This is a genomic window from Desulfitobacterium dichloroeliminans LMG P-21439 (genome assembly GCF_000243135.2).
GTDB lineage: Bacteria > Bacillota > Desulfitobacteriia > Desulfitobacteriales > Desulfitobacteriaceae > Desulfitobacterium > Desulfitobacterium dichloroeliminans.
In genome coordinates this window covers 301,788-327,785 of record NC_019903.1, presented here as the reverse complement: position 1 = coordinate 327,785, position 25,998 = coordinate 301,788, and the positions used below count along the sequence as shown (strand labels likewise).

Genomic DNA, 25,998 nt, shown 5'->3' with positions numbered 1-25,998 from the left:
AAACCCTCCTACAATAATTCGTTATAGATATTGTCTTTGCTATTCGACCAGCGCACTTCAGCCTTTTGGATGGCTTCTTTATAAGCTTTTAGTTCTTCGTTATACTGATCAATTATTTCCTGTTGCCTGTTCATCGGGAGCAAGGGAATCTCCATTTCCATGATGTCGGCATAGTTGATGTTCATAATCGTGGTGCCGCGTTGGAAGCTTTTGATAATGGCCAAGCCCACTGGACTTTCAAAAAAGATCTTGATAAACTCTCCTTTGGCTTTCTCCTTGGGCCTGATCACGATCAAGTTTGCCGAGGCAATAATAATTTTATCCTGAGCTTCAAATACAGCCGACTTGATAGCCGTTCCTCGGCAAGATAACACCACATCACCTGTAGTCAGTTCGTAGCGTTTTACTTTCCGATCTTCTTCATCGATGGTATCCATGTCCCGATAATCAATCTCACCATTTTCAATATTGGAGATGTTAAGCACCGAAATATTCCCTAGGGAAGTGTCTTTCTTCAGGATGGATTTACCCCTGAATACTTCGGCGATATCTTTCAACTTCACCTTTGGAAGATTGGAGATTTTGAACTTCTGAATATTCTCATCGTCTTCTGCAAGCAAAAGTTCAATGCGCCAGTCCTCATGCGCCAAAAACTCTTTAGTTGATATAGACTTCTTGTCTTCTATCTTAATTCCCTTTTTATCGAGCTCGAATGTTCCGATCTCGATTTTTTCTTGAGGTTCAGTAGCTATAGAAAACAAGTAAGTTTTAACAGCGGTTGCCGGTCGAAAGGTTCCTTCCGGTAAAATGTATATATTCTCCACATGATAGTTTTCAGTAATATGTGAACGTAGCTTTTCATATCCCATTCCGGAAAAAGTTATCTTTGCTGGCACAATAATATCCAACGTCCCCTTATCACTTATGTGATCTAGCATATTCTCGATGGCGATGCCGTCGCTGTCCCTTGTGAGAAACTCTTTACTCAATTCATCAGGTTTATGCCCAAAAGCAGGAAGTGAATAAATATAATCAAATTTTTCATTAATTAGGCACTCTGTGTAGATGGATTCAAAGCGGATGCGTATGTTTTTATCCTCAGCAAAGGCCAATTGCAGCAAAATATACATGGGTTTGTACTGTGTTGTAAAAGTGATATCCACCTTAGGTATCAGGCTGACCATTTCCCTAAGCCCCGATAAATGTTTTTCTGCTTCAGTGATAAGAACTTTCTCCGGCTTGAGCTTTTTAATTCTGCCACTTATGTATTCACTTAGGTAGACCGGCGAAATAACAGTACCCATACGGTCATTCTTGTAAATTTCCAAGGTAAAATCTATAAGATCAATATCTTTTAAAGAGTCAAAGATAGCTAAAAAGTCTGCTCTATCCGCAGGAAAGAAGCCCAGCTCGTCTTCCGTAGTTTTCTTCATAAGCTGAAAAATCTTCTGTTTGTCGTTCAATATAGTAGAGTCTTCCTCTATCTTCTTCAACGTCATTTTAACGCGCAGCATTTCTTTCAGCAGCTGTTTGCGGGAAGAAATCTGCCTTTGATACAAGACGTTTAGGGCAGAGTCAATATTTGTATTCACTTTAAGCATCCTCTCCCATAGTAGTGCGATGATAAAAGTATACCGCTTAGTTATTTAGTATGTCAATACTAAATAACTAAGCGGTATTTAGGTTATTCATATATACTCTACTTCTTAATAAGGCTAATTCGCCATAATTAATGAGAAATTATCTTCCCAATACTGCTCAAGAGTGATTCTCTTATCCATAATGACTGCTGCGTGCTCTTTGCCGACATAGCGGTAATGCCACGGCTCATACGGGTAGCCTGTTTTACCCTCCATCCCCTGGGGATAGCGGAGAATAAACCCATACTCTGCGCAATGCTGAGAAAGCCACTCAAACTGCGGAGTCAGTTCGAACTGCTTGTTGTCCATCGCGTCCACGTCGAAGGCAAGTCCAGTTTCATGCTCGCTTTCGCCGGGTCTCGCTGCAGTTCCATCTTTGGTAGTAGAAAAAATCTCTGCTTGCTCTTTACGCGAACGGTATCCGCTGGTGATGACGAAGCCTCTCACCCCGTCCTTCTGCGCAGCCGCAAACATGGAGTCCATTGCCTCAAAACGGTTTTGCAAATTTTTATATCAGCATTTGCTAACTGAAAATGCCTGTTATTTTGCTTATATAGGTTTACAAGATTTTCGGAGCGATAATTCTCCGGCAGAGGATTTTCGGGGTTTACGAGCAGAACGCCTGCTATTGGTCCGCTTGTAGACGGAGCGTTTGTTGATGAATTGCGTGTAGGGACAAAGGAAACTATCGCTACTACCGATACGCATAATACCAAAAGAATCCCTACAAAATAAATAAGCCGTTTCAACGGCGATGTACGCTTTGCTCTTTTTCTGCTCATGCAAGTTCCTCCCGTAATATACGCATTTGTCTTCATCACGGGTATTATTATGGCGAGCCAATCTGTATCCACTCTGTAGCCAACCTGTAGTTAGCGGCGCATAACAAAAAACCGGCAGGGGTAACCCTGTCGGCCGAAGTGGAAACGTATGCTTGCTAACATCAGAGGGGCGGACGTCCCATGACAAAATGGCTGAGGTAAAACAGATAGGTGAAAGGCAATAACGCACAAACCGTTACCGCCAAGGCAAGTAGATTCACAGCTGTAACCGTCCTGTTATTGAGAATCCTCCATAAAAGCGCATAAATGCCAATGCCGATTATCCCTCCGAGGGTGTTACCGAGTAGGTCGGTAATATCGCTTCTTCCCATTGCAAAAATGAACTGCACTGCTTCAAACCCTAAGGTTACACCGATAATCGGCAGAACTTTTTTCTTAAAAGACCATGCGCCTTTTAGCATACAGATGTAGATGCCCAAGGGGATAAAAAAGATAATGTTGTAAACGATTTCTCTCAGAACAAGAACACCATTCTCGTCAAAAGACCCCCCAAGCGGAATTAGATTGATTACTCGCACTTCGTCCGCAGTCCTACCATAAAAGGGGAGCTTGAAAATAACTATGCTTATCAACAGCAGCATATAAGCACTTCCTGAGATTGCCCCTTGATACGCTCTTCATTATCTATCTAACATTAAACTTAATTACTATTTATTAGATTTAGCGCCTTTGCTTCTTTCAAATCAATCTTAGCCTTATGCCCATGTTTCTCCAACAAATGCAATAGGTTCCCACCATTTAGGAGAGTAATTGGTTTGTTATTTGCAAACTCATAAGCGTCAGGGCCATAGTCCGCAGTTGTAACAAGAATCCCTTTTGTCGCACCTTCATTCATAACGGTTCCATATAAGTCACGTACCGCAGACACTCCAACTGTATTTGTATATCGCTTAGCCTGAATTACTATTTTTCCACCTCGGATAGGATCTGGATCAAAAGCAACGGCATCTACACCACCATCTCGACTTGCTTGGGTAACTTTTACTTCACCACCATTTGAAGAGAATTCGGTCTCGAATACTTCTCTGATAAGATGTTCGAAATCTTCCCATGAGATTGCAGCCAAGTTAGTGGAGTCATCGAAGGTATGAGTGACATTATGAGACTCAACAAATCGCTTATCTTGTTTATTCATAGTTAAAATAGGTTGAACAGGAGTAATGCCAGCTAACTTTGAGCTGCTAACTCCTTTAAGGTTTTTGAAGCAAGCTTTTGGATCTACATTTTTTAAGTCGATGGCATTAAATGCTTCTTTCTTTACTTGAATACTTGCAATACAGGCATTTTCACGATTTCCGGTTGCTTTGTTCAAATAATTTACCCAACCATTGAAGGAAATAGCATCTATAGCATCTATTATATCTGCCTCAAATTCTTCATGGAGTACCCTTAAAATTAATTTATAAACAGTTAAGTCGAAGAGTCTATCCATGAAAGCATCGTTTTGGTAAGTTACCTTTAATTCATTTTTAGAAACCAAATATTTTACTTCCTTAACATTTGGAAAAGCTTCGATATTGGGAAGCATATAATCGATTATTAGTATTTTATTTTCCGGGTTATAATCAAGCTCAAAATCCTTATGAATAAATTCAGGTAAAGAGGAATTATTCAGTACAATTTCACAATATTCAAGAATACCCAAAACATCAGAAGATGTATACTTTGATTTTAGTTCATCAATTTTTGCATTGAATTCATTTTGCTTTTTAAGATACTCTTCCTTCTCAGTTTCCCACTTAATAACATTCTGATTGAAGTCACCGATACTCTTTTCATAGGTTACTGTCAGTTGATTATTATTCCTAACTGTCTCATCATAAACCCTTTGCCACTTTTCATGAGCTGTTTTATAAACAAGCTCAGATTCGGCAATAGCTTTGTCCTTGAAAGAATTAATGATTTTTGAGAAGAAATTCAATTTCGGCTGAAATTCTGGAGCATTCTTATCTGGGGCACTAGGAAGGCGCTCTAACTTTGGATCAGTTGGTTTTACTGGATAAGGCGACTTAAATTCATCCTTATTCTTCAGTGTTTCCCAATCAACTGAATCGTCAACATCTAATGTGCTAAATAAAATGTTTTCTACTTCTGCCAATTTCTCTTCAGCTTCTTTAGTTCTATAAGCAGCCTCATCTGCACTAGCCTTTTTATTATCTTCTATACGCTTTTTCTCACAGACTGCTTCCCATTTCTCGACCCATTTTTCAACCTGTACTCTAACTTTATTTTCGAGAATTTCTTCGTCTGTAGCCGTAATAACTTTATGTTCTTTTAAGCCATCGTGCCAAATTTCCTGTTGATATTTTAGTATCTTTGTTCCGTTAACATTCCAAATATCTTCTACGAAACCATATCCAATTAATTTTTTCAAATCCTTCTCATCGCCCTTTCCTTAATACTTAATCATTATTCACGCGTTCGTTTTACCCAACTACCCGATTTGAGGCTTCGACTACACCCTTCACTACTTGTCTCAATCAGTTTTTCACCACAAAGGCGTTCAATGCTATCAAGCTGTTCAAGTTGCACTTTCGGTTTATTTACCTTACTATGCTCAATGTCAGCAAGCGCATACGAGACAATCAAGAAATACTTGGCACGCGTCTGAATTGTTGATGTTCCAAGAAAAACACATTTGCGAATCCATCTCTGATAGGCGCGATTCGCAACGCGTCTAAGCAAATTGATAACATCCAATACTTTTCCACGTTCTTCTCTCGAAAAATCTATCCGAACTTAATACAAGATTCACACCTCATTTTGCTTTTTCCTGAAAATAGAAGTGAATTTTCTTATACAAAAACTTATATTATGCTAAATTCTGCATTATTTCCCTAAACCCTGCCAATCCCTTTCATTTTCCTATACACGAAAAGGCTCAGGTATCACCGGTTCATAAATCTCATATCTTTTAAACGTATAGAGAGATTGCAAAAAAAGCTTAGAGGCGTCTTTAGAACGCTTCTAAGCTGAGGATAGTGGACTTCATGCAGATTTTAGATCATGTTAGCTTTTTAATCTCTTCCTCGGGAATACCGGTAATCACAGAAACTAATTGAATATCCCCGACGATCTTATCCTTCTTCTGAGAAATCCGGACGTCTCGACCATCGTTGACAAAGGGGCATTAAGACAACGATGTCACCTTATATTATTTGGGATGAGATGTGACCTCGTTTTCTTATTGACTAATTTCCTTCAATACAGGATATTCAGCCACACAAAAACGCTTTCCATTGCGATACATCCCTTTGGCCCTGCGCGTACCCCAAGCGATAACTTTCAGATAGCTTGCTAAAATTGATCTCACGGCTCGATACCGGCATCTCCTCAGGATAGACAAGAAAGGCTTTACCTTCTCTTTCTAACTGCTCCAGTTCCTCAAGGGTTTGATTGTAGATGATATGACGCTTAAGCATATTTTAGCGAGTCATATCAAAGATTTGCTGAACGTCCTTATCACCACGCCCTGATACATTGATGATTAAAATCTTTTCGGGACTCAGTGTTGGAGCGATTTTTGCTGCGTAGGCAACAGCATGGGCGCTTTCTAAGGCTGGAATAATTCCTTCCGTTCGAGAAAGAAGATAAAAGGCGTCCAAGGCCTCTTGGTCGGTAACCGCAACATACTCCCCTCGTCCCGAGTCTTTGAGGTAGCTATGCTCAGGACCAACGCCGGCATAATCTAATCCAGCGGAGATGGAATGAGTGGGCAGGGGGTTTCCAGCTTCATCCTGCATCATATAGCAACGAAAACCGTGAATAACCCCAGGTTCGCCTGCAGCAAGGGGGGCAGCATGTCTACCCGTTTCCAAGCCTAAGCCTGCAGGTTCTACGCCGATAAGACGAACGGAGGAATCTTCCATAAAATTCGCGAAAGCACCAATGGCGTTGCTCCCGCCGCCAACACAGGCGAGTACCGCATCAGGGAGACGGCCTTCTGCTTCTAAAATCTGCTCTCGGGCTTCTTTACTGATAATGGATTGAAAGTGCTTGACAATGGTAGGGTAGGGATGTGGACCCACTGCCGACCCCAGAAGATAAAAGGTATCTTCATAGTTTTGGGCTAAATCTTCCAGCGCTTCGTCAATGGCCTCTTTCATACTTCCCTCACCATGGTTCACGGCGACAACCTTGGCACCGAGAATTTCCATACGAAAAACATTCAGCGCTTGCCGACGGGTATCATGCTCACCCATATAAATAACACAATCAAGACCGAACAAAGCACAGGCCGTGGCTGTTGCTACCCCGTGCTGTCCAGCACCTGTTTCAGCAATAATCCGTGTTTTGCCCATGAATTTGGCAATTAAGGCCTGACCGATGGCATTGTTGATTTTGTGAGCACCGGTATGATTGAGCTCTTCACGCTTAAGATAGATTTTTGCTCCACCCAGTTTACGCGTAAGTTTCTCGGCAAAATAGAGCGGATTAGGGCGGCCAACATATTGGCGCAGATAGTAGTCCAGTTCCTGGTTGAATTTAGGATCATTTTTACACGTTTCGAAGGCCTTTTCGATTTGATCCATAACCCCTTGTAATTCTGGGGGAACATAACTCCCGCCATAGTCTCCGAAATAACCTTTTTTTGAGTTTTGCATAAGTTATCCCTCCAATTTTTTAACTTTAAATAACAAAAAAACCTCTATCCTTGCAAGCATTTAGCTTACAAAGGACAGAAGTTTGCTTCCGTGGTGCCACCTTTTTTATATTGAATCTATACCCCAAAAGGCAATAGCAACAATATCTCATTAACCAGATACGGAGTAAGTGCATTTCTTTTCTGCGCATTCATGATGTGCTCAATAAACGCCTTCTCGATATCCTGTTTCTATAACGGGAAACCCCCGGCATCACCTACTAACTCACGTGTTCAGATCGCAACTCGAAGAGCCATTCATCCTAAAGACTCTGTATCAGGCTTCCACCCATCCCGATTCGCTAAACCAGTTCATAAAGGATTACTATTTCTTCTCATCGTTTGTTTCAGTATTTAACAGTTATTGTATAATATAGATTTTGAGAAGTCAAGGGTAGAAGGGCTTCATTCCCTTTGGTTTTTTCGGACCATTAAAAATACCAAAACTCCTCTGGTTAAAATCAGAGCAAACGGGCAGGTTCTCAGTCCTGTATCCTTATCGCCTTTCGTGATGTCATTGCCCATTTTGAGGACAGCAACAGAAGAATTAAGGCGGCGCCCCAATAAAATATCTCAATCTCTATTAATGAAGCTGTTAGATAAACACTTAGGGCTCCTACAGCCGAGCCTAAATCTGTGACTATTGAATAAGTTGTCATTATGGAAGTTTTTCCGATTGTCTGAGAAGCCACATCACCCGCAACTGCATCCACAACCGTAGTCAAAACAGTTGCGGTTAATTGGACTCCAAAAATTACAGCAATCCATATCCAGAATGGAACTCCAGTATTAATCAAAGCAAATAGCACCGATGCTCCAAGCAAGGCGATAGTTAGGACCGGCTGACGTCCCCAACGATCGGATTTACGACCGAACCAAGGGGCAAGCCAAGGCTCCCAGCCCCAACGGATTGCTTGGATAATTCCCGCCAACGAGGCGGATGCCAGGATTGCATTCGTAGCCATTTGCTGGGTTTGCCGTAGATCAATTAGATGACTAAGAGTTGAGGTAAATGCTCCCTGATATAGCATTGTCACAAAAAAACCAGTGATTAACATCCAGATTACTTTGGAGTCTTTCCACTCGTTGCTGATTTTTAATGGATGTGTTGTTGCAAGCGGGGCTATTTGGCCCGTAGATGGATAAATTGAATAGTACACCAGAAAAAGCGCTGAAAGAGTAATCCCAGCAAAAACAAGTGAGACTACTTTTATGCCAAAAATATCTGCAATGATACCTCCAGCAAGCATACCGACTAAACTCCCTAGACGGAAGATTCCGTTATAAACGCCCATATAATGGCCACGATTTCCTTCAGCTGAAATATTGAGGATAAAAAAATAAGCTCCCAATCTGAGAAAAGTCCAGGCAATTCCCCAAATCGCCCGCATCAATAATAAAAACCAAAAGCCACTTATACTATAAGAGGCTGTAGCCATAGCCGAGAGAAGAATTGCTAAAATAATGCCTTTGCGATGACTTAATTTTTTATAAAGCCTGCTCACAATCGGATTCAGAGGTACCCGGATAAAGCGGTTTATTGAAAGCAATGCCCCAACTTCCCATAGAGAGGTCAGCCCAGCCTCATTCCAGTGAGTGGGCAGCACAACATAGAGCATCGAATCTCCTAAGATGCATAAACCAGTAATTATGGCGATCATAACAACTTGAGCTTTATTGTCTTTGGCCATTTGGTCCAACCCCTTATCGAGTTTGACATGACAAAAAGTTGACTATCCTGTTGCCCTCAGACGCTTTCCCTGCAAGTATAAAGATGGCTGAGAAGTATAGAGCTTTTCGGCTGCTTTTGAAAAACTACCCTCATCAAGCATTTTGAGAATATAGTTCAATTCTTCTTGTGACACTTCAACAACCTCCCCTTATACGAAAAATACTATAATTGCAATATCTTTTCAAGTATTTGCGTTAAGTCTTAATGAAACTTTATGCACTAACATGTACCCCCTTTATCCAAAGTTCGCCAAAAATCGAAACTCCTCATCGCTGACGCTGATCAGTGATGAGGAGTGCTGTTTCATCTTTCTATTTACCCATATAAGAAAAATGCATGTAATCCTTCGAGGATTTCCAAGCATTGCCACCCCAGGCAAAGCCGTACTTCTTAAACGCTGTGACCACATCGCCGTTTTCCTTTATGGAATAGGGGCTTTTATTGGGATCCCAAAAAGAGCCTGATACGACATTGCCGCTACTGTTAATCATATAGTTCTCATTGGGATTAATATCGATGGCCAGACCATAATTATGTTCGGAAGTACCTCCGCGCCATGAATAGCCCTGAACGGCGTAGATCGGATATTTCTCTTCTCCTGCAAATATTTCCTGAAATACCGACTTCACCCTCTCGGCTATGGCCTTGTTCACGGTCACTGTTGCCTTTGCGGCATATTTCTCTCCCTTGGGGTTGAGCTTCCATACATCGATAGAGACATCGGCCATGTTTGCTTTTGCTTCTGTGGCACTTTTGTAGACGGGACTAGCTGATGTGCCGAAGACCATTGCAAACTTTGTTTCATTGGACCCCAGATCTGAAAGAGGATCCAGTGACCTTGTCTCTCCGCGGGACCCTCTACTGCTAGCTGTCTCATTCAGTATCGTTCCTCTAACTACCCCTTCTCCCCCCAAGATCGTCAATTCTTTTTCCGATAGCTTTCCTATCAGATAATCTCGTGTGGGTCTCGGTAAATTATCATTGACCAAGACGATGGGGGCATTGAGTTTCGCTGCATAAGCTGAGCCAGCTATGGCATCAGCATAATTATTACCTGTCGCTATAAACACCTGATCTCCCTGAAGTTCAGCCTGGAAGCGGTTGATGATATTTATATTGCGATCATATTTGGTTACTCCCGTAATCCGCTCAGTGTTCGGAAATTGCAGTGCCACAGCGTCACTGATAATCTCCGATCCTCCCACAACATAGGTTCTCGTTATGTCATTTGCCACAAGAAAATTTTGGATAGCACTGGGAATGCGTTTACTTGGTACCAAGATGATCGGCATATTCTTGTAGGCAGCGATAGCTGAAATCGACAGTGCATCGGCAAAATCTTCGCCCGTAGCAATAACTACATCGGAAGCATTACCCAATTCCTTAGCTACAGCAATAGCGGTCTCATAACGATCCTGACCTGCCAAGCGGCTTGATTCTATCCCCATAGTCTGTAGGTCCGCTTGAAGCTGTTCTGCCAACACACCTGTACCACCGACGAGGATGACCCTCTTGACTCCCAAATGGCCTAAGGCCAGTCTTGTATCTTCTGGTAAATTGTTTATCCTTGATAGAAGGATCGGTGCGTCATGGTGCTTGGCCAAGGAGGCGGCAACTAAAGCATCCGGGTAATTTTCTCCACTGACCAAGATTGCAACATCCGATTCTGTCCAGCCTTTCTGAGCGATAGTCGCTGCAGTCTCATAGCGGTCCTGACCTGCTAAACGATGTTCATTCCCGATGGTATAGCCAAAACTAGGGGTAGCCATGGACATAATGAACGTTGCTGTTAGTAAGAAGCCCACCAAATTTTTTTTCAACTTTTGCACCGAATATTCCCCTTCCCTGTGATGACGTCTAGTACACTATTTAGATACGTTTATTAACCAAAGATTCAGGGGGGCGTCCTATCATAGGGGCATATATTAATATTCGACAAAGCTCCTTCAAACCCTTGCGAAATTCAGGGTAATAGAAAAGAAAGCAGAGGTTATTGCTTGGCTAAGCATTAACTTCTGCCCTCATTTTTTCCTATTAATCGCTATTTATTGAATTCTAGAGTCTTACAATTTTATGGGTGTCTTCTTCGAGATTTGCCGTGCCACCCACAGCATAAACCCGATAATAAGCAGGGAACCCAGCAGAGAAACGATAATGGGGAGACTTAAAGTGATAAGCCCGGAGCCAAAGAAGAAACTACTCATTGGAAATCCCCACAAACCCCCATGGGCCAGCACTAAAAAAGCACTGAAATAAATAACGCCAATACCTATTATAAAATTAAGACGGCTGAAGGTCGTACCGATGAGGAAACCGGCACAATAGAGCACATACTTGCTAAGGGAGGTAATAAGCAAGCCTATTCCCCAGGGACCGACTGTTTCTGTAGTTGAAGGCATGAGAATGGACATGAAAAGATTAGCAAAAATATTGTTTTGAATATCTTTCAAATCATCTATATCCAAGAGAGGGGTATGCACAAGAGTTATCGGCAGATTCAACCCACTGATTAAGAGGCTTTCCAATGCACCGATCAGAACGGTAGCCAAAGTGAGTGCGGCAGCTAAGCCTAAGCTCCCCAAGGCGATGCCTCGGAAAGCATCCTTACGGGTTACTCCGTTTTCTACATAAAATCGCGGGAAGTAGATCGCCGCAATAATCCCAATGACTAGCATATAAATACGGGTGGATATCTGAGAAGAAAGGAAAAATCCAGGGTTTGACCCACCCCAGTATGGGGTAAAGACATGTTGGACGACTTGGATGGCAACTATAATGCCGAGAAAATAGAGTGTCCAGATACCTTGGGCAAAAAACATATCGCGGGCTACTTTGAAATACTTAGCTCTGCGGTTCATGCTTCATCCTCCTTTGTCAAATAGATAAAGAGATCTTGCAGAGAGACATTCCCGATTTGTAATCCCCTCTGTCGTGCATCTTCCAATTGTCTTTCACCTAAGGAGCCATAAATCGTGACTGACTTGGTATTGCCTAAACGCTGCTCGTTAAGTTTTTCCAAACCCTGGACGAGGCTATCGACTTGCTCAGCCGAACCGGTCACCGTGACTCCTCGCGAAACAAAGGATTCGTAGTCTTCTTGGAGGAGTAGCTTACCCTTATGCAGGATCAAGATTTCATCAAACAAATAATCCATTTCCGATACGAGGTGGGTAGAGATTATAAAAGTGCGGGGATGCCTTTCTTGGTCAGCCAAAAGCTCCTGGTAAAAGATCTCCCGAGTGGGAGCATCCATACCAAGATAGACTTCATCCAAAATAGTAACGGGGCAGCGGCTAGCTAACCCTATGGACACATTAAGGGCAGATTGCATGCCTTTAGATAGACTTTTTATGGCCTTTTTCATGGGCAGCTTGAAGCGCTTAACCAAGTACTGAGCATAATCTTTATCATAATAAGGACGATAGCGTTCTGCAACTTCCAGATACTCTTTGACTTTAGCCGTCTCCTCTTTGTAATCTTTTTCGTACATAAAACAGATCTGCTCCATTACGGTCGCATTTTCAAAGGGCTCTTCTTCTCCCACTAAGATTTTTCCTGAGGTGGGTTCCCGAAAGGAAGCGAGCAAAGAGAGCAAAGAGGTTTTTCCGGCACCGTTGCGACCGAGAAGACCATAGATCTTTCCCCTTTCTAAGGAGAAGGAAATATCGTCGAGGGCAAGGAACTTCTTATATTTGAGGAATAGATTTTGAGAGACTATCAAAGCATCCATTAACCAACCCGTCCTTTCATCTTTCTTATGAGTTCAATAATTTCTTCTGTGGTGATCCCCAATTTCTCGGCCTCTTGGAGTAGTCCAACTAGATATTCATTCATAAAGGCATCTTTGCGCTTTTCTAGGAGCCGCTCACGGGCTCCCTCCGCTACAAACATTCCTAGGCCCCTTTTCTTAAACAATATGCCCTCGTCAATCAATTGATTTACCCCCTTGGCTACTGTTACATGATTGATTTTGTAGAAGTTGACCAGTTGGTTTGTAGAAGGGGCTTGTTCTCCCTCCTTAAGTTGGTCCTTTACAATCTGATCTTCAATCAACTCCCGAATTTGAATATAAATAGGCTTGCCGTTATCAAAAAGTTGACTCAAAGAGCCCTACCTCCCTTCTGTAAGTTGTTCTGTTGAGAATGATTAGCTGTATATATTCTTTGGATTTTTATAATTTTGGTTATATGGTTATATACCTATGTATATAACCATAACTGTTTGTCGACCCTTTGTCAAGAGCTCCTAGTACACCATAGAAACAATTAGCCTTATTTACAATGAGAAAAAGGTGATTGTCGCGGATGGACAATCACCTTTCTTACTCCCTACACTTATGATTAAAATCAAACTTCGGTTTCACTTTTTTAACTTGTCATTGCTCTTTCTTATCCATCATCTGAACAAACAATTCAGCAATTCGTGGGTCAAATTGCATGCCCGCATCTTTCTCAACTATGGCAATCGCCGCCTTTTTTCGTTCTGCCAACGGAAGGTCTCCTCTGTTCAGCACGCGATCATAGGTCTCGGCAATCGCGATAATTCTTGATATGAGGGGGATCTGTTCTCCTTTAAGCCCCCTTGGGTAGCCGGTCCCATCCCATCGTTCATGATGTCCGTAGACGTATTCCGCTAAATCCAGGGTATCATCAATAAGATTTAAAATGCGGTAGCCAACCACGGAATGTTGGCGCATTTTTTCCAATTCTTCCTCGGTCAAAGTACAATCTTTTGCCAAGATATCTTCATTAAGGATGATTTTACCGATGTCATGCAAGTAGCCTGCCCGCATTAGCTTGTTGATTTCCGGTTCGGAAAGCTGTAAAGCAGTGCCGACTGCACCACATAGCTCCCTCACCGCAAGGGAATGCTGCTTCTCTTGCGGGCTTCTGGTATGCAGGGTCTCCACCATGGTATCCAGAATATCCTTATTCACTGATTTCTGGTTCATGATCTTATCTTTGTACATAGCGTTTTCCGCGTTAGCCATGACCTCCTCAAGGGGCTGATCCTGGCTAGTTTTAGTATCAAGACCGAGGGAAATACTGCATTTTATAGCTGCCACCCGTGCATCTAGGAAGCCAAGGTCAATTCGAGCAAGGATCTTTTCCGCATCTGCGTGATCTGTCTGTGGTAAAAGAATAATAAATTCATCCCCACCAACACGTGCCACAACATCACTATAGCGGCAAGACTGCAGGATTATTTCGGCAGTTTTCTTGATCAGCTGGTCTCCTGTAGCATGACCAAAGACATCATTGGTCATCTTCAACCCATTTATATCGGCAAAAATGACAGACAAAGGCAAATTATCGAGAATATCAATTTTATCGCGATTACCCTCGAAGCACATTCTGTTATTCAGACCCGTCAGGGTATCATGACAGCTCAAATATTGGATTTCTTCTGCTTTCTGCTTGCGATCAGTAATATCCATAAAGGTTATCACGGCACCGATAATTTCACCGTTTTTAATCTGAGGATAGAAATGGTACTCTACGGCAAAGGAGGTGCCATCCGCTCTACAGAACACTTCATCATCGGCAGTAATTCCTTTTTCCTCAATGATTGACCGGAAAATCCTGCATTCTTCTTCGGGGACAGGCGTTCCATCAACTCGACTGTGGCGAAGCAGACTATGCATATTCTTGCCAAGCAATTCCTCCTGATTAGAATATCCCAATAGTTTAAGACAGCTTAGGTTGCAGAATGTGCAGTTGCCATTCACATCGATACCGTAGATAGCTTCGGCTGCAGAGTCTAAAATAAGCCGTAACTGATCCTTATTTTCTTCTAGGGTCATATTTACCTGGTGCAATTCCTCTGTTCTCTGCTTAACATTAGCTTCAAGATTGTTGATGAGATACTGCATTTTATCGGCAACCTTGTTTAGGCTTGAGGAGATGTTGCCTATTTCATCATTTCTAACCACTTTAACGCGCTTGGAAAAGTCTCCGGAGGACAAGGCCTCAGCCACCTGCAACAAGCTGTTAATCGGCCTCATTAGCATTCCGGTGGCGATATTATAGATGATCAGTGATACTATTAGAGCGAGTAGGACAAGACGGATCGTCAGTTGCATATTATTCTCTACATTCGTCATAAGCACCCCTTCAGGAATTGCCGTTATGACGAGCCAATCAACACCATTCATATGAAAATCCCGAGTGCTGACAAAAAGTTCCCCTTGCTTCCCTTGGTATACAAAGAATGGATTCTGCTCTGCAATATACTGTTCATATGCTTTCTTCATATCTGCATTTTGAAGATGAAGAATGTTGGCACTTTCTAAGGAACCATCTGGGCGAAGGGTAAAGTTATCGGCTCCCATGGAATTGGCCACTAAATCGCCGGTACTTTTCTCCACAATCACCGCATAACCATTGTAGTCCTTTACAACATCCTCAAGATACGTTCCAATACCGGAAAGAAGCATGTGGGTTCCCATGACGCCCAGTAGCTTCCCGCCCTCATCATAGACTGGCATGGCCGCAGAAATAGTTAGGTCATCCATGACAAAATGTTTATAGACCGGTGACATGGTAGGTCTTCCTGCTGCTTCGGCAGCTTTATACCACAGGCGAGTACGGGGATCAAATTTACCAGCTTGATAGATAAGTTCACCGACAGATAAGTCATCCTTTACCGCATAGTACCAGGAATTCCCACCCGTGCTGGAATTGTTTTTCATAATCTCTATTTTGCCGTCTTCATTTCTACGGGCTCCGTAATATTCACCCTCAGCTGTCCCATAGCTAAAGCTGTAGATTTTTTCATCATAGGAGCTTAGCACACTGACAAAAAACTTGTCCCGCAGGGTCTCATCAGACAAATCAATAAGGCCATTTTTGGTGATTTCATGGCTGGTTCGATTGATTTGTTCAGGCACCTGCACGAACGCAGAAATTTGATTATAAATATTCTTGTTGATATTTCTCGCCATGCTTTCCATTGTTTGCTCTGCTGAAGAAGACCAACTAGTGAAGACCAAATAACCAATGCCGCTGGTGGTAAGAAGCATGGCGGAAATGAAGACACTAATGATTTTTTTCTTAATCGAGATACTTCTTTTGCCTGAAATACTTCTATCTCTTATGTCTTCTTTCACAATCCTCACCTCACTCTTAGCATTAGTGTCCTTTACATAGTGGTCATACTTTATGCTTTAGTACAGAAACCATATAATTACAGAAGCCATATACAAAAACCGCCGATTGGTAAAAAATCGGCGGGAGCGAAAACAAATCAATTCAGGAAAATCACTAAGCGGCCTTTAATTCATCAAATGTTCGCTAATTTAAAGGAATTATCACTCAGAATTTATTTAAAGTTAATCTAAGTTTAAGACATGATAATTCCAAAGTCAACAATATTAGACTAAAAACGCCAAATATCCTTGCGGATTTATAGTGAAATTTGGTTTAAACTTGCCCACTTGATCTCTAAATACATAATGAGGGGGTGATTGGCAGACAATAAAGGCATCACTGTAAGGAGGTACCCCAATGCAAGTTCAATTAACCCAAAAGGAAACCCTGTTATTAAATGACATGGAAAACTACGAAAAGCTTTGCGTTCAAAAATCAGGGCGATATGCACAAGAAGCTCAAGACCCTACCCTCAGACAAATTCTTCAGGATCTCAATCAACGGGAACAACAGCACTTACAAACCATTCAGCAATTGATTAGCGGCCAGGTTCCCAATATGAATCAAGGGGGACAGGGTCAAAGTAACCTAATAAACCAACTCCAGCAAACCATCCAAGCAAATCAAGGCCAACAAAGTCAACAAGGCAACCCCAGCGATTCCTTCATGTGCAATGATTTTCTCTCCTATGAGAAACATGCCTCCCACGTTTACGACACGGCCATCTTCGAATTCCAAGACACGAATCTCCGCGAAGCCTTGAACCACATTCAAAAAGAAGAACAAGAGCATGGCGACATCCTATTTAAATACATGCAAGCGAATGGAATGTATAAGGTCCAATAATTAAAATAACGCAGTCGTTTGAAAATTCCAGACGACTGCGTTTTCCTTTTGCTACTTACCTGTTTGAGCAATTAAGATACCGCCTAAGGTGGAGCCATCATGAGCTTTTCGCGAACCTGCAATCTGAGTCGCATGAAATCTGATGGTCATAAAGAAACGATGCCTTGAAATGAGGCATCGTTTCTTGCTACATAATAGCCAGTACCTTGTGCGTAGCCCCGTCATCGACTAAAGGAAGGGTATCACCCTCACAAGGCTTCTCATCCAGATACAGCTCGCTAATTCCGGACATCCTCCCTTGGGGATTCTGCACAGTTATTTCATAATGGGTTTGCCCATAGCGGTAGTCCATGCTGTAGCCCTTCCATTCTGACGATATACAGGGTTGAAGAGTTAGCTGATCGCCGTGGATATGTAATCCAAGGATGCTTTCTACCGCCGCCTGATACATCCATCCGGCGGCACCAGTATACCAGGACCAGCCGCCGCGCCCGGTATGCTGGCTATTGGCATAAACATCCGCCGCCACCACATAGGGTTCTGCTTTATAACGGGCGGTCTCTTGTTCCGTGCGGGCATGATTAATCGGATTCAGCATTTGATAGAGCTCCAACGCTTTATTGCCCTGCCCTCGGGCCACAAAGGCCATGACTGTCCACACGGCACCATGGGTATATTGACCGCCGTTTTCACGCACACCGGGAATATAGCCCCGGATATAGCCGGGGTCCTTCTCCGATTTATCGAAGGGTGGGGTCAGTAAGAGCAGCATCCCATCATCTTTGCGCCATAGGTAGTTCTCCAAAGCAAGCATAGCATCATTAAGACGGGACTCTTTGGGGGCGCCGGCCAGTACTGCCCAGGATTGAGCCAGAGCATCGATTTGACATTCGCTATTTTCCGCAGAGCCGATAGGGGTTCCGTCATCAAAGTAAGCTCGACGGTACCAGCCCCCATCCCAGCCATGCTGCTCAAGATTCATCCGCAGGGTTTGGCAGGTTTCTCGGTAGTGCTCGGCCCGTGCCGTATCCCCTCTGCTTACACAGATTTCCGCAAAACGATCCAGAATGATCAGGATAAACCAACCCAGCCAAACGCTTTCCCCCTTGCCAAGCCTGCCCACATGATTTAACCCATCGTTCCAGTCCCCGGTTCCAATCAAGGGTAATCCGTGACTGCCAAATTGCAAGGAACGATCAATGGCCCGGATACAGTGCTCATAGAGAGTACCGGTTTCAGCGGAGACTTGCGGAATAGTATAACGCTCATCCTCTAGCTCGGCAAGCAGCTCGTCCTCGAGAAACGGGGTTACCTCCTCTAAAATCGAATCATCCTGAGTATGCTCAAGATAATCCAAGGTGACGTAGGGCAGCCACAAGAGATCATCGGAAAACTTCGTGCGTATCCCTTTGCCCTCTTCCGGATGCCACCAATGCTGAACATCCCCTTCTTTGAACTGACGTCGGCTGTGGAGGAGAATTTGCTCTCGCATCCATTGAGGTTTGATGATACTCAAAGACATCACGTCCTGAAGCTGATCACGAAATCCATAGGCACCGCCGGATTGATAGAAGGCGGAGCGAGCCCAAAGTCGGCAGACAATCACCTGGTACAGTAGCCAGCGGTTGACCAATAAATCAAGGGATTGATCCGGGGTCTTAACCTGCAGGGTATTAAATAGTTCCTCCCAGAAGTCCTTCACCTTAGCCAAGGCCTTTTTCACTGCTACCGGATCGCTGTACTTTGCTAACAAGCCTGCGACTTCTTCTTGGGTGGCTTCCTCCCCGAAAATGAAATAGATATCCTTCGTTTCGTTGGGTTCGATGGCAAGGGAACTCTGGAGGACCAAACAGGGGTCCAAGCCCGCCCCAGTGTTTTGGCTCAGTTGATCATGAGCGAGTCCTTCTGGATCCTTCAGGTTGCCATATCTGCCGATGAATTCGGTGCGATCACCCGTATAGGACTTCATCGATCCCCCGTATCCTTTGAGGAAGACCGTCCGTCCGCTAAAATCCTCATCATAGACGTTGTGCGCCTGCAGGGATTCTGTCTGCTCATCATAAGCAGTGACGATATAGGGATTCGTGACCTCCCGGCTGACTCCCATGACCAATTCAGCATAATAGGTTGCACTTAGGTCCATTCTTTTTTCGGAGTGATTGGTTAATTGCACATGAGAAATCTTAATTTTTGCGTCCACGGGAACGAACAAGGTCATTTTCTGGGAGAGCTCCTGGTGCCTGTAGTCAAACTTTGTGTACCCATGACCATGCTTAATCAGATATTTCTCCTGGGACCGGATCGGGTCCGGTGTTATGGTCCAGACTTCTCTGCTGTTTTCATCCCGCAGATAAATAACCTCGGAAAGCGGATTCAAGACTGGATCATTGGACCAGGTGGTCAGCTTATGCTCCCGGCTGTTGCCGGCCCAGGTATAACCGCTGCCGGTGGTCGAGACCTGAAAACCAAATTGCTGGTTGGCACAAATGTTCAGCCAAGGTAAAGGGGTATGATTACCCCCCCGTAATTCCACGATGTATTCCTTTCCATCTTGGCTGAAGCCACCTAATCCATTATAAAACCATAGCTTCTCTTGATCCGCGGTCGCCTTCTGGTTATTATGCGGGGTGTGAGCAGGGATAACTCCTTCGGCGGGGGCTGTGGCTGGAATCAGCTTTAGAACCTTATCCCCGACATCGGCACGCCGATGGGTAATCTCTAACGGCTTCCGGCAACTTTCGCGGGTCAGGTTGCGAAGCTGGGCAGCCAACGAACCGGCATCGCCGGAGAGGGTCAGCTTGGCCACGGACTGCAAGAGGATTTCATCTTCGACTGCCAGATGTTTCTTTTGAATGATGTGAACTTTACCCTGCCAGTGATGATGGCTTTGGGAATGGCCGACAGCAACGAGATCCCGTAAGTGATCATAAAAGGTCTGCATATAGCCACTTTCATCTTCATTCAAAATGACTAGATCGGAGTTCAAGCCCTTTTGCAGCCAGTAATCATGAACCTTCAACAATTGGCGGATAAGCTCTAGGTGTTCGATCTGAGAAACCCGGACCAGCAGAATAGGTAAATCTCCGGAAATGGCGTGCGGCCATAGGCTCGATTGACTCCTGGTATTTTGGGGTATCATCTGCCGTTGGTCCTTACCGATCAGATTGGTGTACACCAGATGACTTCCCAACCCTAAGGACTGGTTGGCCAGCTGAGGTGAAATACCAAAATGGCGAAGCTCCATCTGACTGTGGGTCCAGGCCATTTCCATGGCTCTTTGCACAGACCGAGTGTCCTGATATTTTTCGGCCAGACGTACCACCTCATGGCGGTTGGCCGCGACACCTGTGCTAAAGGACAGATGCAGGGATTTCCCCGGCGGCAGGACGATTCTCTTTCGCAAGCTCATGATAGGATCCAGCACATTCCCCACGGTGTTGGATAAGGGCTGGTTTAATTCCAGAGCAAGAGGGTTGGCAAGATCCCTCCCTTGTCCGATAAAGCGCGCGCGGTCTGTCTCATACTGCAGGTTACTGTCCCCGGAATCTTCAGAACAGACGGTGTGCATAAGCCAGAGGGGTTTCTGCTCTGCATGCCGCAGCCTTCTTGAGGCAAGCAAAGCGTTATGAGTAAACTCTGTTTGAATGAAGAGATTATTAAACACTGGATGAGCCATGTCGTCTCGGAGAGGGGCTAGCACAACCTCGAAAAAACTGGTGATTTCGAGAATGCGTTCATGTTGACTTATATTCGTTAAGGTCAAGCGGCGTATTTCCACCTGATCCTCGGGCGAAACAAAAATCTGGGTGCGGGTCTTGATATTGCCGTCCTGCCGTTGAAATTCGACCTTGTCCGGGGCATAGGTGACCTGATAATCCTTGCCGACATTATGCAAGGGCTGATAGGTCGCTGACCAGAAATTGCCCGAGTTCAGGTTCTGAATGTAAAAATACATTCCCCAGCTTTCCTGGGTATAATCCGAGCGCCAGCGGGATATGGCCATCTGCTGATAACTGCTGAAACTAGATCCGGAATTGGTGACCATCACTGAATAGCTGCCGTTGCCAATGAAATGAGTGACTGGAATAGCCGTAAGGGCTGGCTTGATGTGAATAAATCTTGAATTTTCTTCATCGGAGCCCTCTTTATCCTCGTGGAATAGGCTCAGCTCCTCCGGAGGAGGGGTCATAGTGATCTTGGCAGGTAGTCTTTCCTGTAAAACGAGCTCCGTCGCTTGCACTAAGGGATGCCTATGAAATCTGTCCTGTAAGCGGTTATGAAGGAGGGTATTAACAAGGGAAAGCAAGCTCATCCCCTGGTGATGGGCCATATAGCTTTGGACTACCCGGTATTGTTGCTCAGTTGGCAAGCGGTTAGGCGTAAAATCTGCTGCTTCATATAGACCATAGACTCCGGTTAGCTTGGGGTGATTCTTCATAGCACGGATATTTTGCAAGGCCTGCACGGGACTGACCTGTAAGGCCAGAAAACTGGCATAGGGTGCAATCACCAAATCATCGAGGAGCCCTCGTTTGAGCCCCAGGCCGGGAATGCCAAAGGCCTTGTACTGATAATTCAATTGGTTGTCAAAGGCATAAAACCCTGATTCGGAAATTCCCCAAGGAATTCCCTTGCTTTTTCCGTACTGGCTTTGGAGCTCAACTACGGAGCGGTAGGTTTCATCCAGAATCGTGTCCGGATAATTGCGCATGACCACTAAAGGCATCAAATACTCAAACATGGTGCCGCTCCAGGATACTAAACAGCGTCTGCCTTTGGCTTTGATTAAACCACGCCCCAATCGGAACCAGTGGGATTGGGGAACATCTCCTTTAGCAATGGCAAAAAATCCGGATTGACGGGCCTCCGACGCTAGCAAATCGTAATAGGATCTGTCCATAGCCCCATCCTGTACTCGATAACCGATGGAAAACAATTGCCGATTTTGATTATACAAAGGCCGGAAATCCATAGCCAGAGCAAAATCCTCGAGGCGTTTTTGCAGCTGCCGAATCCTTGTTAAAGGCGGATTAGGGCTGCCCAATTCACCCTTAAAGGAATCGATCATGCGGTTCAGATGCGCCAACCAAAAGGAGGCTTCCCCAGTGATTGATGGCAAGGCTGTCGGAGTGTCTGAGGGCATGACTGCCTGTGTAGCCAAGGGTATGGCTGCCTGCATATCAGTCGGCCAAGCAGCTAAGAGGTTTTGCCACTCCTGAATTGCTACGGCTACGGCAGCCTGATGGTCTACCTGTTTCTGATCTGGGTCACGAAGGTCTTCCAGCAGATCCCCAAACTCTTTAAAGTCGTCGAGAACCGTAGCTTCGCTAGCTTTCGGTGCCTTCGCAGCTTCCACAACTTTCGTATCTCTTGTTTCTTTTGTTTCTTTCGTATCTTTTGTAGCTCTCGTATCTCTAGTATCTCGCGTAGATCTTGTCTCTTCGATAGCTGTCTTGAACAGCTTAAAGGTATCGTAAAGTCCCTCCACTTGCGCCCGGCGGATGATGGGAGCCTGCAGGATATCATTTAAGCCTTCGCGCAGGGTCAATAAATATACCGCCAGATTACCGCTGTCTACGGTGGAGACATACATGGGATGCAGCGGTTCGAGGGTTAAGGTATCGTACCAATTGTACAGGTGCCCCTGCCAGCGTTCCATGCTTTCCATGGTTCTTAAGGTATGATCCATTCTTTCTACTGCTTGAGTTACTGATAGATAGCCCAAATCATACCCCGCCAGATTAGCCAATAAGGCTAAGCCAATGTTGGTTGGTGAGGTGCGATGGGCGATGCCCCGGGGTGGGTCAAACTGCACATTATCCGGTGGCAGCCAATTTTCTGCTTCCGTAACATGATCTTCAAAAAACGACCAAATGCGTCGGGCCTCAAGCCTCAGCTCGCGTAAATCACGGGAAGCCAGCAACTCACGAGTATTGGCCAGCGGTTGGCTGATTTTGCAGGCTATCCAGGGCGATAGGGTCCAGAGGGTTAAGAAGGGAATAAAGCCCAGAGCGTTCTGGAGGTTGGTAAAACCAAGCATAAAAAATATCAACCAACAGAAAAACACTGAAGGCCACATCAATCGCCAAGAGGAAGCATAGGTATTGGCCATTCTTCGCTCGGTATCATCAGCGGTTTCCCATTCCAGAAGGCTTTTGCGGGAGATATATTGGCGCGTCAGGCTGCGAACCACGGCATCAACCATGACCTGGGCCTGGTAGGGTAAAAAGGTTAGACCTAAAACAAACTGAATTAAACTATCCCCTAAGTCTGAGGGGAAATCATCATGAAAAATCATCCTGTCCAGGGCATGCAGCAAGGCCGGGAGTAGGAGATTAATGATGACGAGCATCGCCCAAAAAACACCGCTCCCCGGCAAGAGGCTGAACCCGGCGATAATCAACAAAAACTGCATGGGATCTAGTAAGCTGCGACGAAGGTTATCGGCAATTTTCCAGCGGGACAAAAAGGGGAGCTTTTGCGATAGATAAGGAAGCAGCTGCCAGTCTCCCCTGACCCATCGGTGTAGACGACGCATGTGGGCATGGTATTTGGCAGGAAAACCGTCAATCAACTGAATATCCGTGACCAATCCGGCCCGGACAAATATTCCTTCAAGAAGATCATGGCTGAGGATCTTGTTTTCCGGAAAAGCATTTTGGGTCACTTGATGAAAGACCTTTAAATCATAGATTCCCTTCCCGGTGAAGATGCCCTCCTCAAATAAATCCTGATAAACGTCGGATACGGCAGCCGAATAGGGATCAATCCCTGTCTTTCCCGTAAAAATACGGGCAAAGAAGGAGCTCTTGCCATTGAGGATATCGATCCCTATTCTGGGCTGCAAAATACCATAGCCGGAGATAACCCGAGTCCCCTCTTCATTTAATACTGCAGCCTGCAAAGGGTGAGCGAGGGCGCCGATTAAGCCCTTGGCACTGTCCCTGACCAGCTGTGTATCACAATCAAGGGTAATGATATATTTTATGTCCCGAATAGCTTCCGGTTGACCGGCGAAGTAAGAATAACTTCCTTTCTCTCCCTCCACGAGCAAGCGGTTAAACTCCAATAGCTTGCCTCTTTTGCGTTCCCACCCCATCCAGCAGTTTTCCGCAGCATTCCACAGTCTTTTCCGGTGCATAAAGAAAAAATGGTGATCACCATATTTATTCTGCAGGCGCAGGCATTCCTGCTTCCCCTGCTCGATTATTTTTAAATCACCCGGCATTTCTTCCTGGGGTGCGTCACTATAATCCCCTAAGACAGCAAAGTAGAGGTTGGGGTCCTGGTTGGCCAGATAATATATTTCGAGCCTTGCGAATAATTCCTTAACTTTTTCCTCATTAGGTAATAAGGTTGGAATGACCACCATGGTCCGGGCTGATACCGGAATCCCGTCCCGCATTTCAAGCTTAGGGAAAAAGGCCGGCCTAACCCAATGGGATACAAACCAGTTCACCAGGATGATGGTGATACTGCTGATGGGAAAAATAGCGAGAATGATGGCAAGCAGGAATATAAAAAATCTAGGTTGAGGAACAGCGCCAGTGTTCAAAGCAAGAAAACCTATGACCACAGCCAGCATAGCTGTAATCAGCAAGAAAATCGAGCCGAAGTAAAGGTACGTGGAGTTGCTCCCTTGATTGGGGTGACTCCTTCGACCTTTCTCCGCTCTGATGGCTTGTTCCAGTTCAGATTCTCCATTGCCTAAGATATAATAGCCGATATGGTTTTGCGGGGAGTCCTGGGCACGAGAGCTTAATTCAACGACCTTACGAGCTAACAATAGCTCAGGAACATCCCATTGCCGAGATCTCTCTTCGATACGATGACGATAATAATCCCTTGATTTAAAATCCAGCTTCGCAAAGATATCAGCCGGGTCAGATTCCAAGACCCGCTGGACCATGCTGATCTCTTCAAAAAACTGCGGCCAATCCTGATCCATTAAAAACCGCACACTGGAGATGGCGTTGCCCATAGAGATTTGAAAGCCCGTTTGACGCTGGTGTTCCAGTCTGCTCATCGCTTCGATGGACATTTCCTGCTTATTTAAAGCGCGTTCTAGCCAGCGCTGCAGGGGAGCGCCATCCAAACCAAAGTCCTTAATTTTGTTGCCTAAGACTTCGGTAAATGTCGGTGCAAAGGAGAGGGGGCGTGGGACAGTTTCCAAGAGCTCTTCCCATTGTTCCGGATAATCGCTGTGATCTTCAAATGGCGAAACCCATTGTCTGGCGGCTTGCCTCTCCTCTTGGGTGAGCAGGATTTTCTCCACCAATCGGCGGACATTCTCCAGCAGGGTGATCTTCAGCATGATCGGGATCGCCCAAATCTCACCGCTGGCCAAGGGAATGAGCTCCTGATAGGTATTAATAAACTCCCGGAGGATATTTTCTTGGATTCTGCTGTCCGTATGTTCCACCAACTCATACATCAGCTCAAAAACACGTGGATAGCCTTGGTTATCACCCATATTTAGACGGGGTAGCTGGTTTTCGTATTTTCGGGGTAAATCGCGCTGGATTTCTGTTTGAAAATCCTTCAGCAAATAATAATTATCTAAAAACCACTCGGCCGCTGGGACGACATCCTGCTCCTTATGCACATAGTTAATAATCTCATGGTGTGCCGCACTTAAGAACCGGGCATTTTCCATGACGCGGGGGGTCAGCAGTTGCCGTTTCCCTCTTTGGGGATTCTGCAGATGCAGGTGAGCTAATTCAGTGGCGTGCTTCATTAATTCTTCACGGTTCAATAAGACATCTTTGATGGGACTCAACATAGAAATATTTCCAGTCATCTTCATAAAAAGCATATCTCCATTTTCTCGGAACTTACCTAATCCTTATCAATTATGTTCCGTAATGCGCTTATTCATGCATTTCGGACCTAGGAAATGAAGAAGGCAAGGGGATTGATCCTCTTGCCTTGCCTTTTATTTGCATTGTTTTTGCCCTTTATTTATAGATCATATCATGATACTCTGGGTTCTTTTCCATCTGTGCTTTGGCATGTTGGTGTCAAGTAGACGTGGGCAAAAATTCTATTCCTCGTAGTTGTGTAGATACGTAATAAAATCCCTTTTGCTTCCAGATGCAGTTCAACTCTGGGGTAGACTTGACATGGGACCCAACGGCGGATGCTTCCA

General features: G+C 44.6%; 16 protein-coding genes and 1 other annotated feature. Of the genes, 1 reads left to right on the top strand and 15 read right to left on the bottom strand.

Annotated elements, in window-relative coordinates; genetic code table 11:
• Positions 1–8 precede the first annotated feature (8 nt).
• The 14 genes from DESDI_RS01475 to DESDI_RS01415 all read right to left on the bottom strand — a co-directional run bounded on the left by DESDI_RS01475 (position 9) and on the right by DESDI_RS01415 (position 15,964).
• Positions 9–1,601 (bottom strand): restriction endonuclease subunit S, encoded by a 1,593-nt coding sequence (locus DESDI_RS01475; protein WP_242825425.1) that lies wholly within the window; start codon positions 1,599–1,601, stop codon positions 9–11.
• 114 nt (positions 1,602–1,715) lie between these two features.
• A complete protein-coding gene (locus tag DESDI_RS01470; RefSeq protein WP_202950016.1) occupies positions 1,716–2,144 on the bottom strand; it encodes a M15 family metallopeptidase in 429 nt (142 codons plus the stop codon).
• Positions 2,145–2,583: 439 nt separating this feature from the next.
• The gene (locus tag DESDI_RS01465; protein ID WP_015260859.1) at positions 2,584–3,063 is read right to left on the bottom strand and encodes a VanZ family protein; all 480 of its coding nucleotides are present in this window, start codon (positions 3,061–3,063) and stop codon (positions 2,584–2,586) included.
• Between the two features lie 59 nt (positions 3,064–3,122).
• On the bottom strand, positions 3,123–4,856 hold the full coding sequence (locus tag DESDI_RS01460) for a restriction endonuclease (protein ID WP_015260858.1): 1,734 nt from the start codon (positions 4,854–4,856) through the stop codon (positions 3,123–3,125).
• Positions 4,857–4,891: 35 nt separating this feature from the next.
• Positions 4,892–5,182, bottom strand: a complete 291-nt coding sequence (locus tag DESDI_RS01455) for a hypothetical protein (protein WP_015260857.1) — start codon at positions 5,180–5,182, stop codon at positions 4,892–4,894.
• Between the two features lie 515 nt (positions 5,183–5,697).
• The gene (locus tag DESDI_RS01450; RefSeq protein WP_041219199.1) at positions 5,698–5,904 is read right to left on the bottom strand and encodes a DUF6363 domain-containing protein; all 207 of its coding nucleotides are present in this window, start codon (positions 5,902–5,904) and stop codon (positions 5,698–5,700) included.
• A gap of 3 nt (positions 5,905–5,907) precedes the next feature.
• Positions 5,908–7,086, bottom strand: a complete 1,179-nt coding sequence (gene trpB, locus DESDI_RS01445; protein WP_015260856.1) for a tryptophan synthase subunit beta — start codon at positions 7,084–7,086, stop codon at positions 5,908–5,910.
• A 67-nt stretch (positions 7,087–7,153) separates the two neighbouring features.
• Positions 7,154–7,472 (bottom strand) — a binding site (T-box leader).
• Between the two features lie 134 nt (positions 7,473–7,606).
• Positions 7,607–8,815 (bottom strand): MFS transporter, encoded by a 1,209-nt coding sequence (locus DESDI_RS01440; RefSeq protein ID WP_015260855.1) that lies wholly within the window; start codon positions 8,813–8,815, stop codon positions 7,607–7,609.
• A 42-nt stretch (positions 8,816–8,857) separates the two neighbouring features.
• Complete coding sequence (locus DESDI_RS17475) at positions 8,858–8,989, bottom strand: LysR family transcriptional regulator (protein WP_015260854.1); 132 nt, start codon at positions 8,987–8,989, stop codon at positions 8,858–8,860.
• 178 nt (positions 8,990–9,167) lie between these two features.
• Complete coding sequence (locus tag DESDI_RS01435; RefSeq protein WP_015260853.1) at positions 9,168–10,685, bottom strand: cell wall-binding repeat-containing protein; 1,518 nt, start codon at positions 10,683–10,685, stop codon at positions 9,168–9,170.
• 234 nt (positions 10,686–10,919) lie between these two features.
• Positions 10,920–11,714 (bottom strand): hypothetical protein, encoded by a 795-nt coding sequence (locus tag DESDI_RS01430; RefSeq protein ID WP_015260852.1) that lies wholly within the window; start codon positions 11,712–11,714, stop codon positions 10,920–10,922.
• Positions 11,711–12,586 carry an ATP-binding cassette domain-containing protein gene (locus DESDI_RS01425; protein ID WP_015260851.1) on the bottom strand — a complete coding sequence of 292 codons (876 nt, stop codon included), beginning with the start codon at positions 12,584–12,586 and terminating at the stop codon, positions 11,711–11,713. Before DESDI_RS01425 ends, DESDI_RS01430 begins: the two co-directional genes overlap by 4 nt.
• Complete coding sequence (locus DESDI_RS01420) at positions 12,586–12,960, bottom strand: GntR family transcriptional regulator (RefSeq protein WP_015260850.1); 375 nt, start codon at positions 12,958–12,960, stop codon at positions 12,586–12,588. The genes DESDI_RS01425 and DESDI_RS01420 overlap by 1 nt, the downstream gene beginning before the upstream one ends.
• Before the next feature lie 271 nt (positions 12,961–13,231).
• Positions 13,232–15,964 carry an HD domain-containing phosphohydrolase gene (locus DESDI_RS01415; RefSeq protein WP_015260849.1) on the bottom strand — a complete coding sequence of 911 codons (2,733 nt, stop codon included), beginning with the start codon at positions 15,962–15,964 and terminating at the stop codon, positions 13,232–13,234.
• A 397-nt stretch (positions 15,965–16,361) separates the two neighbouring features.
• Between DESDI_RS01415 and DESDI_RS01410 the strand changes: the two genes are divergently transcribed.
• On the top strand, positions 16,362–16,850 hold the full coding sequence (locus DESDI_RS01410) for a spore coat protein (RefSeq protein WP_015260848.1): 489 nt from the start codon (positions 16,362–16,364) through the stop codon (positions 16,848–16,850).
• Positions 16,851–17,037: 187 nt separating this feature from the next.
• On the opposite strand, the gene DESDI_RS01405 is transcribed toward DESDI_RS01410, so the two are convergent.
• Complete coding sequence (locus tag DESDI_RS01405; protein ID WP_015260847.1) at positions 17,038–25,656, bottom strand: glycoside hydrolase family 94 protein; 8,619 nt, start codon at positions 25,654–25,656, stop codon at positions 17,038–17,040.
• Between the last annotated feature and the right edge of the window lie 342 nt (positions 25,657–25,998).